At 68.9% G+C, this 13,114-nt stretch carries 12 protein-coding genes; all 12 read left to right on the forward strand.

Annotation, left to right across the window (positions count from 1 at the left end; genetic code table 11):
• Positions 1 to 75: 75 nt before the first annotated feature.
• The 12 genes from ACWTPI_RS02665 to aspS all read left to right on the forward strand — a co-directional run bounded on the left by ACWTPI_RS02665 (position 76) and on the right by aspS (position 13,020).
• Positions 76 to 510: an HIT family protein gene (locus ACWTPI_RS02665; RefSeq protein ID WP_020205873.1), complete on the forward strand. Its 435-nt coding sequence runs from the start codon at positions 76 to 78 to the stop codon at positions 508 to 510.
• Between the two features lie 136 nt (positions 511 to 646).
• On the forward strand, positions 647 to 2,539 hold the full coding sequence (locus ACWTPI_RS02670) for an ABC transporter ATP-binding protein/permease (protein ID WP_059410460.1): 1,893 nt from the start codon (positions 647 to 649) through the stop codon (positions 2,537 to 2,539).
• A 53-nt stretch (positions 2,540 to 2,592) separates the two neighbouring features.
• Positions 2,593 to 3,006, forward strand: a complete 414-nt coding sequence (locus ACWTPI_RS02675; protein WP_029044216.1) for a gamma-butyrobetaine hydroxylase-like domain-containing protein — start codon at positions 2,593 to 2,595, stop codon at positions 3,004 to 3,006.
• Positions 3,007 to 3,107: 101 nt separating this feature from the next.
• Positions 3,108 to 3,839: a bifunctional demethylmenaquinone methyltransferase/2-methoxy-6-polyprenyl-1,4-benzoquinol methylase UbiE gene (ubiE, locus tag ACWTPI_RS02680; protein ID WP_020205876.1), complete on the forward strand. Its 732-nt coding sequence runs from the start codon at positions 3,108 to 3,110 to the stop codon at positions 3,837 to 3,839.
• A gap of 51 nt (positions 3,840 to 3,890) precedes the next feature.
• The gene (locus ACWTPI_RS02685; RefSeq protein ID WP_454730906.1) at positions 3,891 to 4,871 is read left to right on the forward strand and encodes a Tim44 domain-containing protein; all 981 of its coding nucleotides are present in this window, start codon (positions 3,891 to 3,893) and stop codon (positions 4,869 to 4,871) included.
• Positions 4,872 to 5,072: 201 nt separating this feature from the next.
• Positions 5,073 to 5,759, forward strand: coding sequence for a ubiquinone biosynthesis accessory factor UbiJ (locus ACWTPI_RS02690; RefSeq protein WP_020203143.1), 687 nt, complete (start codon positions 5,073 to 5,075; stop codon positions 5,757 to 5,759).
• A 70-nt stretch (positions 5,760 to 5,829) separates the two neighbouring features.
• Positions 5,830 to 7,407, forward strand: a complete 1,578-nt coding sequence (ubiB, locus tag ACWTPI_RS02695) for a ubiquinone biosynthesis regulatory protein kinase UbiB (RefSeq protein WP_454730907.1) — start codon at positions 5,830 to 5,832, stop codon at positions 7,405 to 7,407.
• 52 nt (positions 7,408 to 7,459) lie between these two features.
• Positions 7,460 to 8,152, forward strand: coding sequence for a methyltransferase domain-containing protein (locus ACWTPI_RS02700; RefSeq protein WP_454730908.1), 693 nt, complete (start codon positions 7,460 to 7,462; stop codon positions 8,150 to 8,152).
• Between the two features lie 286 nt (positions 8,153 to 8,438).
• The gene (locus ACWTPI_RS02705) at positions 8,439 to 9,875 is read left to right on the forward strand and encodes a sodium:solute symporter family protein (RefSeq protein ID WP_020203146.1); all 1,437 of its coding nucleotides are present in this window, start codon (positions 8,439 to 8,441) and stop codon (positions 9,873 to 9,875) included.
• Between the two features lie 208 nt (positions 9,876 to 10,083).
• Entirely contained in the window at positions 10,084 to 10,455 is a 372-nt protein-coding gene (locus ACWTPI_RS02710) for an FmdB family zinc ribbon protein (RefSeq protein WP_454730909.1), read from the forward strand.
• A gap of 14 nt (positions 10,456 to 10,469) precedes the next feature.
• On the forward strand, positions 10,470 to 11,171 hold the full coding sequence (locus ACWTPI_RS02715; RefSeq protein ID WP_020203148.1) for a DUF502 domain-containing protein: 702 nt from the start codon (positions 10,470 to 10,472) through the stop codon (positions 11,169 to 11,171).
• Between the two features lie 43 nt (positions 11,172 to 11,214).
• Positions 11,215 to 13,020 (forward strand): aspartate--tRNA ligase, encoded by a 1,806-nt coding sequence (gene aspS, locus ACWTPI_RS02720; protein ID WP_454730910.1) that lies wholly within the window; start codon positions 11,215 to 11,217, stop codon positions 13,018 to 13,020.
• Positions 13,021 to 13,114: the final 94 nt, after the last annotated feature.

Raw genomic sequence — 13,114 nt, forward strand, 5'->3', positions numbered from 1 at the left:
CAGGCGGTCGGTTCGCGCCCCTCTCCCGCGGCGGGAGAAGGGAGCAAGACGCCGGCATCGCGGAGGCATCGCGGCATGAGCATCGTCCCCGACTGCCCCCTCTGCGAAACCGACGGCGGCGAGCTGGTCTGGCGCGGCGAGCGCGCCCGCATCATCCTGGTCGAGCACGCGCGCTTCCCCGGCTTCTGCCGCGTGGTCTGGAACGGCCACGTGGCCGAGCAGACCGACCTGCCCGACGACGACCAGGCCTGGCTGATGCGGCTGGTGGCGCGCGTCGAGCGCGTCGTGCGCGAGGTGATGACGCCCGACAAGGTCAACCTCGCCGCCTTCGGCAACATGGTGCCGCACCTGCACTGGCATGTCATTCCGCGCTATCGCTGGGACACGCATTTCCCGGAAGCCGTGTGGGCCGCGCCGCAGCGCGAGGCCGACGCGGCGCGGGTGGCGGAACTGGCGTCGCGGCTGCCGGTGCTGCGCGACGCGCTGGCGCACATCGGCGAGATGGGCTAGGCGTGTCCACGCCATGCCGGCGCGCCGCGTTGTAGTGGCTGGGGAACCCGGCACGCGCTGCCGGCTTCTAAGAGGCTAATATCTTCCACGAGCGCAGGCCGACGGCCGTGCGTGACCTGCTTGCGCGAAAGGTGCCATGTCCACACCGACTTCCGTTACCGTACCCGGCCCGGCCGTGCCGGCCCGTGCCCTCAAGATCCAGAGCCGCCTGCGCGTGGCCGAGACCTGGGCGCTGATCAAGCCCTACTGGAAGTCCGAGGACCGCAAGGCCGGGCTCGGGCTGCTGGCCTTCGTGGTGGCGCTCAATCTCGGCATCGTCTACATCAACGTGCTGCTCAACGAGTGGAACCGGGTGTTCTACAACGCGCTGGAGCAGCATGACTACACCTCCTTCAAGGCGCTGCTGATCCGCTTTTCGTGGATCGCCGGCTTCTTCATCGTGGCGGCCATCTCGCGGCAGTACTACACCATGATGCTGCAGATGCGCTGGCGCACCTGGATGACCGGCCAGTTCATGGACCACTGGCTCAGCCACCAGGCCTACTACCGCATCGAGCAGACCCACGCCACCGACAACCCCGACCAGCGGCTGGCCGACGACCTGCGCTCGTTTACCGACGGCGCGCTGTCGCTCTCGCTCGGGCTGCTCAATTCAGTGGTCACGCTGCTGTCCTTCGTCGGCATCCTGTGGGCGGTGTCGGGGCCGATCAGCTTCGCGCTGGGCGGCACCACGCTCACCATTCCCGGCTACATGGTGTGGTTCGCGGTCGGCTACGCGGTGATCGGCTCGCTGATCGCCCACATGGTGGGGCGCCCGCTGATCGGCCTGAACTTCCAGCAGGAGCAGTACGAGGCGGATTTCCGCTTCACGCTGGTGCGCCTGCGCGAGAACAGCGAGCCGGTGGCGCTGTACCGCGGCGAGCCGACCGAGCAGGCCGGCCTGCGCTCGCGCTTCGACCGCATCCGCGCCAACTGGAACCAGCTGATGCGCTATACGCGGCGGCTGACCTTCGTCAATTCCGGCTACAGCCAGTTCGCCATCATCTTCCCGCTGATCGTGGCGGCGCCGCGCTACTTCGCCGGCAAGATGACGCTGGGCGGGCTGATGCAGATGAGTTCCGCGTTCGGCCAGGTGCAGGGCGCGCTGTCGTGGTTCGTCGACAGCTATGCCACGCTGGTGGGCTGGAAGGCCGCGGCCAACCGGCTGATCGACTTCGGCGACGCCATCCGCGTGGCCGAGCGCCAGGACCGGGAGCACACCGGCGTGCGCGACATCGAGGTGGACCAGGCCGACGGCGCGGCCATCCGCATCGACACGCTGGCGCTGGCGCTGCCGGTGCGCACCGGCAACCGCGGCGAGATCCGGCAGCGCCCGCTGGTGGCGCCGTTCTCGCTGCAGATCGCGCCGGGCGAGCGCTGGCTGGTGAGCGGCCCGTCCGGCTGCGGCAAGAGCGTGCTGTTCCGCGCGCTGGCCGGCATCTGGCCCTACGGCAGCGGCACGGTGTCGATGCCGCGCGCGGCGCGCATGCTGTTCCTGCCCCAGCGCAGCTACCTGCCGATCGGCTCGCTGGCCGACGCGCTGGCCTATCCCGACGCGGGCACCCTGCACAGCACCGAGGCGCTGCAGCGGGTGCTGGTGCAGGCCCGGCTCGGCGCGCTGACCGGGCAACTCGACGTGTTCGACAACTGGTCGCTGCGGCTGTCGCCGGGCGAGCAGCAGCGGCTGGCGTTCGCGCGCGCGCTGCTGCAGAAGCCCGACTACCTGTTCCTCGACGAGGCCACCAGCGCGCTCGACGAGGAAACCGAGGAAGCCATGTACCGCCTGATGGTGGAGTCGCTGCCCGGCGCGGCCATCGTCAGCATCGCCCACCGCAGCACGGTGGCGGCCTTCCACGGCCGCCGCCTGCGCTACGTGGCCGCCGACGGCGCGCACTGGGAGGCGGAGCCGGACGGGCGGGGGGCGCAAAGCGGGCAAAGTGGGCAAGCAGAGGCGGCTGCGGTAAGCTATCGGGTCGTACACGAAGCGTGAAGGCGGGTGTGGCCGCGGCCTGCGGCGTCCCCGCTGCCGCGCGCACCCATCACATGGCAGGCCTCGAAAAAGATACTCCCCATCCCACCGCCCTCACCGTGCACACCCAGTCGCGCGTGCTGGAGGTGGGCTTCGACAACGGCGCCAGCTTCCGGCTGCCCTTCGAATACCTGCGCGTCAACTCGCCCTCGGCCGAGGTGCAGGGCCACGGCCCCGGGCAGGAAGTGCTGCAGACCGGCAAGCGCGACGTCGCCATCGCGGCGGTCGAGCAGGTCGGCAACTACGCCATCCTGATCCGGTTTTCCGACGGGCACGACACCGGCATCTATTCGTGGGAACTGCTGTACCGCCTCGGCGCCGAGCAGGACGCCATCTGGCAGGCCTACCTGAAGCGGCTGGAGGCGGCCGGGATCGACCGCGACGCCCCGATGCCCGCCGCCGGCGGCCACGCCTGCGGCAACCATTGAGCCCGGGCGCCGCGCGCGCCTGCCGTCGCGGCCATCGGCACGATGACCGGCACGACCACCGCCGCGCATACCGACGAGATTACTGAATTACGGAGCAAGCCATGAGCGAAACCCATTTCGGGTTCGAGAAAGTCAGCGAAGAGGAAAAGGCCGGCAAGGTGGCCGGCGTGTTCCATTCGGTGGCGAGCAAGTACGACGTCATGAACGACCTGATGTCGGGCGGCATGCACCGGCTGTGGAAGATGTTCACCATCGCCCAGGCCGGCGTGCGGCCGGGCTTCAAGGTGCTCGACATCGCCGGCGGCACCGGCGACCTGGCCAAGGCCTTCGCCCGCCAGGCCGGCCCGACCGGCGAGGTCTGGCTGACCGACATCAACGAGTCGATGCTGCGCGTGGGCCGCGACCGCCTGCTCAACAAGGGCGTCGTCACCCCGGTCTGCCTGTGCGACGCCGAGCACATCCCGTTCCCCGACAACCACTTCGACCTCGTCACGGTGGCCTTCGGCCTGCGCAACATGACCCACAAGGACGCCGCGCTGGCGGAGATGCGCCGCGTGGTCAAGCCGGGCGGCAAGGTGATGGTGCTGGAGTTCTCCAAGGTCTGGAAGCCGCTGGAAAAAGCCTACGATATCTACTCCTTCAAGGTGCTGCCCTGGCTGGGCGAGCGCGTGGCCCAGGATGCCCACAGCTATCGCTACCTCGCGGAATCGATCAGAATGCATCCAGACCAGGTTTCACTTGTACGCCTGATGGAACATGCGGGCCTGGAAAATGTCGAATACTTCAATCTGACGGCCGGGGTCGTGGCTCTTCACGTCGGGCGGAAGTACTAGACTGATATAGGCTCAATGAAGATGAGCGAACTTGACAGGGGAAGTGCAAAAATGTCGCAAATTCGCGGAAAATTCATGGCGGCGGTGCTGATCGGCACCCTCGCTCTCGGCATGGCGCTGGACGCCAATGCCAAGCGGCTGGGCGGCGGCTCGCGCAGCTTCGGCAAGCAGTCGTCGAACGTGACGCAGCGCCAGCAGACACCGCCGCAGCAAGCGCCCAGCCAGACGCCGGCCCAGCAGCCGGGCCAGCAGGCCGCGCCCGCCGGTGTCGCGGCTGGCGCCGGGGCAGCCGCCGCGGCCGCGCCCAAGCGCAACTGGGGCGGCATGCTGGGCGGCATCGCCGCCGGCCTGGGCATCGGCTGGCTGCTGTCGCACTTCGGCCTGGGCGGCGCGGCGATGAGCTTCCTGTCCAACCTGATCCTGATCGCGCTGGCGGCCTTCGTGGTGATGTGGCTGATCCGCAAGTTCCGCGGCGGCGCCGGCCGCGCGCAGCAGCCGGCCTATGCCGGCGGCGGCCTGGGCGGCATGAATGGCGGCTCGGTCGGCAGCAGCGAGCCGGTCCTGCGCCAGCAGGTGCCCGGCGGGGCGGCCAATCCCGTGATGCCCGCGGCCGGCGCGGCCGCGCCGGCGATGGCGGGCGCCGCGCAGCCGTGGGGCGTGCCGGCCGATTTCGACACCGCCGCCTTCCTGCGCAACGCCAAGGTCTACTACGTGCGCCTGCAGGCCGCGTGGGACGCCGGCAATCTCGAGGACATCCGCGAGTTCACCACGCCGGAAATGTTCGCCGAGATCAAGATAGATCTGGCCGAGCGCGGCGCCGAGGTCAACAAGACCGACGTGGTCACGCTGGAAGCCGAGCTGCTGGGCATCGAGGACAGCCCGGCGCAGCATCTGGCCAGCGTGCGCTTCTCCGGCATGATCCGCGAGAAGGCGGGCGAGCCGGCGCAGCCGTTCGCCGAGGTCTGGAACCTGGCCAAGCCGGTCAGCGGCAGCGGCGGCTGGGTGCTGGCCGGGATCCAGCAGGTGTCCTGAGCCTGCCGGCCAGGCGGGCTGCCGCCCGCCTGCAGGTGGCTTAGAATGGAGGCCCACGTGAAAACGTGGGCTTTCTTTTTGTCCGGCGCCGCGGTGCCGGCGCCAGCCACCCGGACTTCACGGACCTCACGGATTCCCACGGACCCTCACGGATCTCAACCCGCAAGCACTGAAAGGCCCCGCCCCCAGCCCGACCCCCTTATGCCCACCCTCCCCACCGCCCTGACCACGCCTCCGATCACCGCCCTGAACCACCTGCTCGAGCAGGAGCCGTGGGCGCTCTCGCTGCTCCAGCCGTTCGCCGGCCGCGCGCTGCGCTTCGACGCGGCCGCCTTCACGGTGGTCCTGCGCGTCACCGGCCAGGGGCTGGTCGAACCGGCGCCGGCGGAGGAGGCCCCCGCGGTGACGCTGACCGTGCCGCTGCAGCAATGGCCGCTGGTGGCATCCGACATCGCCGACGGCGGGCAGGCGGCGGCGATGAAGCACGTGCGCATCGAGGGCGATGCCGAGCTGGCCAATACCGTGTCGACGCTGGCGCGCAACCTGCGCTGGGACGCCGCCGAAGACCTGTCGCGCGCGCTGCGCGGCATCCTCGGCGGCCCGCTCAGCGACAGCGTGGCGCAGCGCGTGGTGCAGGGCGCGCAGGACGCCCGTGCGCAGGCCGCGCGGCTGGGCCGCACGCTGGTCGAGAACGTGACCGAATACCTGCTCGACGAACAGCCCACCCTGGTGCGCCACGCCGCGCTCGACACGTTCGGCACCGGGGTGCGGGCGCTTGGCGACGATCTCGCGCGGCTGGAGAAGCGGCTGGAGAAGCTGGAGCAGCGCGCCCGCCCGCAAGGCGGCGCGGCCGCGGGGGCGGGCAGCCTGCCGTCCGCCCACCGCTGAACGCCGCCCGCCCATGCCGATGGCTGTGCCCGCATCGGCCAATCCGTAGCGCCCAAATACTGAAACCTGCATGACCCGCTTCCTGCGCCTTTGCAAGATTGTCTTCGTCATCCTCTACTACGGGCTGGATGAACTCGTGCTGTCCGGCTTCAAGAGCCGCCGCATCCGCTTCCTGGTGCGCGTCATCACCATCGGGCGCAAGCTCGACATGCCGCGCGGCGAGCGCCTGCGGCTGGCGCTGACGCGGCTCGGGCCGATCTTCGTCAAGTTCGGCCAGGTGCTCTCGACCCGGCGCGACCTGATGCCGGCCGACATCGCCGACGAGCTGGCCAAGCTGCAGGACCAGGTGCCGCCGTTCGACCCGGTGGTGGCGGTCAAGATCATCGAGCGCTCGCTGGGCCGGCCGCTGGCCACGCTGTTCGAGAGCTTCGACCACCAGCCGGTGGCCAGCGCGTCGATCGCGCAGGTGCACTTCGCCACGCTCAAGGGCGGCTCCAGCCACGGCCGCGAGGTGGCGGTGAAGGTGCTGCGCCCGGGCATGCTGCCGGTGATCGACAGCGACCTCGCGCTGATGCGCGACCTCGCCGCCTGGCTCGAGCGCTTCTGGGCCGACGGCAAGCGCCTCAAGCCGCGCGAGGTGGTGGCCGAGTTCGACAAGTACCTGCACGACGAGCTCGACCTGATGATCGAGGCCGCCAACTGCAGCCAGTTGCGCCGCAACTTCAACGACACCAAACTGCTGCTGGTGCCCGAGGTGTTCTGGGACTTCTGCAGCAGCGAGGTGTTCGTGATGGAGCGCATGCACGGCGTTCCCATCTCGCGCAACGAGGCGCTCAGGGCGGCCGGCGTGGACATGCACAAGCTGGCCGAGGAGGGCGTGGAGATCTTCTTCACCCAGGTCTTCCGCGACGGCTTCTTCCATGCCGACATGCACCCCGGCAACATCCTCGTGTCGGTGGCGCCGCAGACGCTGGGCCGCTACATCGCGCTGGACTTCGGCATCGTCGGCGCGCTGTCCGAGTTCGACAAGAACTACCTGGCGCAGAACTTCATCGCCTTCTTCCGCCGCGACTACCACCGCGTGGCGCTGCTGCACGTGGAGTCCGGCTGGGTGCCGCCCGACACGCGCGTGGAAGAGCTCGAAAGCGCGGTGCGCGCCTGCTGCGAGCCGTACTTCGACAAGCCGCTCAAGGAGATCTCGCTGGGCATGGTGCTGATGCGCCTGTTCCAGACCTCGCGCCGCTTCAACGTCGAGATCCAGCCGCAACTGGTGCTGCTGCAGAAGACCCTGCTCAACATCGAGGGCCTGGGCCGCCAGCTCGATCCCGACCTCGACCTGTGGCAGACCGCCAAGCCCTTCCTGGAAAAATGGATGCACGAGCAGGTCGGCTGGAAGGGCGCGTGGGAGCGCATCCAGGTCGAGGCGCCGCAATGGGCCAAGATGCTGCCGGACTTCCCGCGCCTCGCGCACCAGTTCCTCGAGCGCCGCGCGCTGGTGGACAACGGCCAGCAGGAGAAGCTGCTCGGCACGCTGATCGCCGAGCAGCGCCGCACCAACCGCCTGATCGCCACGGCGCTGCTGCTGGCCGGCGGCTTCCTCGCCGGCATCGTGCTGACGGAACTGCTGAGCCTGGGCGGCTACCTGTAGCCCGCCGCGTTCGCGGCCCGCATCGGGCGGGACAATCACAAGGAGACACGGCGTGACCGAAGCCAACAAGGGCGGCAAGGACAGCAAGGACAGCAAGGACAGCAAGGACAGCAAGGAGCGCAAGGACAGCGACCCCGGCAGCGCCGCCGCGCCCGCCTTCGCCACCCGCGACGCCGCCGACCCGGCGTTCTGGGACGAGCGTTTCGGAAAGGGCTTCATGCCGTGGGACCTGGGCGGCGTGCCGGCCGAGTTCGCCGCCTTCGCCACCGCGCTGGCGCCGTGCCCCACGCTGGTGCCCGGCTGCGGCAACGGCTGGGAAGCCGGCTGGCTGCACGCGCGCGGCTGGCCCGTGACCGCGATCGACTTTTCGCCGCAGGCCGTGGCCAGCGCGCGCCACGCGCTGGGGCCGGCCGGCGCCGTGGTGCGCGAGGCGGATTTCTTCGCCTTCACACCGGAGCCCGCCTGCCGCCTGATCTACGAGCGCGCGTTCCTGTGCGCGCTGCCGCCGGCCATGCGCGCCGCCTACGGCGCGCGCGTGGCGGCACTGCTGCCGGCGGGCGGCCTGCTGGCCGGCTATTTCTTCCTGGACGAGACCCGCGGCGGCCCGCCGTTCTCGATCCCGCGCGCCGGGCTGGAGGCGCTGCTGGCGCCGGCCTTCGAGCTGGTGGAGGACCGTCCCGCCACCGGTTCGCTGCCGGTGTTCGCCGGGCGAGAGCACTGGCAAGTCTGGCGCCGGCGCGCATAGGCGCCCGCGTTTTCCCGGGGCGCCGGCGCGCGCGGGCCCGCCTGTGGCGCCCGCGCTGCACCGCTTCGGGGATTTGCCCGGCGCCCGGAATTTTTTTCTCCCGCGGCGGCCTGCGTGGCTATAATCCGCGTTTTGATTCGGCTACGACCGCAGGCTAGATCAGCCACCCATGCGGCCCCGACCGATGAATTGGACCCGGGGCAGGGCGGCACAGGCACAGGCAGCATCCCGCCCACCCGGCAACCGGTTTTTCGCCGCAAGGGCATTTTTGGGATAGGGCAGCGCCATGCTGATCTGGTTCGTCGTCATCTACTGGATAATCTCGGTCGGCATCGGCCTGTGGGCCGCGCTGCGCGTGCGCAACACCACGGACTTCGCGGTCGCCGGCCGCAGCCTGCCTTTCTACATCGTCACCGCCACCGTCTTTGCCACGTGGTTCGGCTCGGAGACGGTGCTCGGCATCCCCGCCGTGTTCCTCAAGGAGGGCCTGTCCGGGGTGGTGTCCGATCCCTTCGGTTCCTCGCTGTGCCTGATCCTGGTCGGCCTGTTCTTCGCGCGTCCGCTGTACCGCATGAACCTGCTCACCATCGGCGACTACTATCACAACCGCTACGGGCGGCTGGCCGAGGTGCTGACCACGCTGTGCATCGTGATGTCCTACCTGGGCTGGGTGGCCGCGCAGATCAAGGCGCTCGGGCTGGTGTTCTTCACCGTCTCGGACGGCGCGCTGTCGCAGGAGGCCGGCATGATGATCGGCGCGGCCAGCGTGCTGGTCTACACGCTGTTCGGCGGCATGTGGTCGGTGGCCGTGACCGACTTCATCCAGATGATCATCATCGTGATCGGCATGGTGTACATCGGCGTCGAGGTCAGCGGCCAGGCCGGCGGCGTGGCCGCGGTGGTGTCGCACGCGGCGGCGGCCGGCAAGTTCACCTTCCTGCCGTCGCTGGACCTGGTGCAGATCATCGGCTTCGCGGCGGCGCTGTTTACCATGATGCTGGGCTCGATCCCGCAGCAGGACGTGTTCCAGCGCGTGACCTCGTCGCGCACCGAGCAGATCGCCGGGCGCGCCTCGGTGCTCGGCGGCGTGCTGTATTTCTGCTTCGCCTTCATCCCGATGTTCCTGGCGTACTCGGCCACCATGATCGACCCGCAGATGGTGGAGAAGTACATCAACACCGACTCGCAGCTGATCCTGCCCAAGCTGATCCTGACCCACGCGCCGATGTTCGCCCAGGTGATGTTCTTCGGCGCGCTGCTGTCGGCCATCAAGAGCTGCGCCTCGGCCACGCTGCTGGCGCCGTCGGTGACGTTCGCCGAGAACATCCTGCGGCCGTACTTCCGCCACCTCGACGACCGCCGCTTCCTGCGCGTGATGCAGACCGTGGTGCTGTGTTTCGCGGTGCTGGTGACGCTGTTCGCGCTGAACTCGCACCTGTCGATCTTCCACATGGTCGAAAACGCCTACAAGGTCACATTGGTCTCGTCCTTCGTGCCGCTGGCGTTCGGCATGTTCTGGAAGCCCGCCACGCGCCAGGGCGGCCTCGCCGCCATCCTGCTGGGGCTGGCGTCGTGGCTGTGCTGCGAGGTCGCCTTCCCCGACGCGGCGGTGCCGCCGCAGATGGTCGGGCTGATGTTCTCGATCGGCGGCATGGTGCTCGGCTCGCTGCTGCCGCAGTGGATCGGCGACCATCCGCGCGTCAAGGAAGTCCACCTGGCCTGAGCGGCGCCGGCATCGCATCCCGCCTGGCGTGCGTCCGGATGCATTTTCTGCCCCTTTTCCTGCGGCCCGGCTCACGCAGAACGGTTTATAATTCAAAGCTTTGCACCGCCATGCGGCGGCCCGGGAACGGCAACTTCCCGGCCGGCACGGCGGCGCCTTCCGATCCGTCCATCCAGTTTCCGTTCCAGAATCCTCGCGGAGAGCCACTATGCCGATTTATGCCTACCGTTGCGACGCCTGCGGCCACGGGCGCGATGTGCTGCAGAAAATGAGCGATGCTCCGCTCACCGACTGCCCATCCTGCGGCGCGGCGGGCACCTTCAAGAAACAACTGACCGCGGCGGGCTTCCAGCTCAAGGGCTCGGGCTGGTACGTCACCGACTTCCGCGGCGGCAACGGCGGCACCTCCGCGCCGGCCACCGCGCCCGCCGCGGGCGGCGACAGCGCCGGCGGCGCGCCGGCAGCGTCGGGCGAGCCGGCCGGCGGCGCCGCTGCCTCTTCGACCGCTTCGGCGGCCTCGGGCACCACCGCATCGACAAGCCCGGCCGGCGGTTGCGGCAGCGCTTGCGCCTGCCATTGAAAGCAGAACGCACCGTGCCGGCGAAGAAGACCTCCGCCCTCAAGACCTGGTTCCTGACCGGGCTGCTTGTCCTGGTGCCGCTGGGCATCACGCTGTGGGTGCTGAGCCTGGTCATCGGCACGATGGACCAGAGCCTGGCGCTGCTGCCCGAGACCTGGCGCCCGGACCGGCTGATGTTCGGCAAGCGCGTGACCGGCCTGGGCGCGATCCTGACGCTGCTGTTCATCCTGCTGGTCGGCATGCTGGCCCACAACTTCATCGGCCAGAGGCTGGTGCGCTGGTGGGAGGCGCTGCTGGGCCACATCCCGGTGGTCGGGCCGATCTACACCAGCGTCAAGCAGGTGTCCGACACGCTGCTGTCGTCCTCGGGCAATGCCTTTCGCAAGGCGTTGCTGGTGCAGTATCCGCGCGAAGGCTCGTGGACCATCGCCTTCCTCACCGGCCGCCCCGGCGGCGACGTGCAGAACCATCTCCAGGGCGAGTACGTCAGCGTCTACGTGCCGACCACGCCCAACCCGACCTCGGGCTTCTTCCTGATGATGCCCAAGGCCGATACCATCGAACTCGACATGACCGTCGACGCCGCGCTGAAGTACATCGTCTCGATGGGCGTGGTGGCGCCGACCGAGCTGCCGCGCAAGAGCGACACGGCGCGCGACGACGGGGCGCCGGACGAAGCCCTCGCCGAGCCCGCCGACACAACGTCTTCAAATTGATCGCCGGCCGCACCAGCGGCCGCGTTATTCCGGGAATTCTCTTATGTCCTCCATGCGTACTCACTATTGCGGTCTCGTGACCGAACAACTGACGGGCCAGGAAGTGGCCCTGACCGGCTGGGTGCAGCGCCGCCGCGATCACGGCGGCGTGATCTTCATCGACCTGCGCGACCGCGAAGGCCTGGTTCAGGTGGTATGCGACCCCGACCGCCCCGAGATGTTCAAGGCGGCCGAAGAGATCCGCAACGAGTTCTGCATCCGCATCACCGGCAAGGTGCGCGCGCGCCCGGCCGGCACCGAGAACGCCAACCTGACCTCGGGCAAGATCGAGGTGCTGTGCTACGAGCTGACCGTGCTCAACCCGTCGGTCACGCCGCCGTTCCAGCTCGACGACGACAACCTGTCGGAAACCACGCGCCTGACGCACCGCGTGCTGGACCTGCGCCGCCCGCAGATGCAGTACAACCTGCGCCTGCGCTACAAGGTGGCGATGGAAGTACGCAAGTTCCTCGACGCGCAGGGCTTCATCGACATCGAGACGCCGATGCTGGGCAAGAGCACGCCGGAAGGCGCGCGCGACTACCTGGTGCCGTCGCGCACCAACCCGGGCCACTTCTTCGCGCTGCCGCAGTCGCCGCAGATCTTCAAGCAGATGCTGATGGTGTCGGGCTTCGACCGCTACTACCAGATCACCAAGTGCTTCCGCGACGAGGACCTGCGCGCCGACCGCCAGCCCGAGTTCACGCAGATCGACTGCGAGACCTCGTTCCTGACCGAGCAGGAGATCCGCGACCTGTTCGAGGACATGATGCGCACGGTGTTCAAGAACGCCATCGACGTGGACCTCGACGCCCGGTTCCCGGTGATGGAGTTCCGCGAGGCGATGGCCCGCTTCGGCTCGGACAAGCCCGACCTGCGCGTCAAGCTTGAATTCACCGAGCTGACCGACGTCATGAAGGACGTCGACTTCAAGGTGTTCTCCGGCCCCGCCAACAGCGACAACGGCCGCGTGGTCGGCCTGCGCGTGCCGGGCGGCAGCGCCATCTCGCGCGGCGAGATCGACGCCTACACCCAGTTCGTCGGCATCTACGGCGCCAAGGGCCTGGCCTGGATCAAGGTCAACGAAGTGGCCAAGGGCCGCGACGGCCTGCAATCGCCGATCGTCAAGAACCTGCACGACGCCGCCATCGCCGAGATCCTCAAGCGCACCGGCGCCCAGGACGGCGACATCATCTTCTTCGGCGCGGACAAGGCCAAGGTGGTCAACGACGCCATCGGCGGCCTGCGCCTGAAGATCGGCCACTCCGAGTTCGGCAAGAGCAACGGCCTGTTCGAGGACGTGTGGAAGCCGCTGTGGGTGATCGACTTCCCGATGTTCGAGTACGACGAGGAAGACGCCCGCTGGGTCGCCATGCACCACCCGTTCACCAGCCCCAAGGACGAGCACCTGCAATACCTGGAAACCGATCCGGGCAAGTGCATCGCCAAGGCCTACGACATGGTGCTCAACGGCTGGGAAATGGGCGGCGGCTCGGTGCGGATCTACCGCGAGGACGTGCAGAGCAAGGTGTTCCGCGCGCTCAAGATCGGCGAGGAAGAAGCCCGCGCCAAGTTCGGCTACCTGCTCGACGCGCTGCAGTACGGCGCGCCCCCGCACGGCGGCCTGGCCTTCGGCCTGGACCGCATCGTCACGATGATGGCCGGCGCCGACTCGATCCGCGACGTGATCGCCTTCCCCAAGACCCAGCGCGCCCAGGACCTGCTGACCCAGGCCCCGAGCACGGTCGACGAGAAGCAACTGCGCGAGCTGCACATCCGCCTGCGCTCGGCCGAGCCGAAGACCGCCTGAGTGCCGGGCGGCCTGCGGGCCGCCCGCCGCATGCTGCTCAGGAAGCCCTGCGTGGCGCCGACCCCGGTTGGCGCGCGCAGGGCTTTTTTTTGCC

This window comes from Cupriavidus ulmosensis, assembly GCF_977008105.1.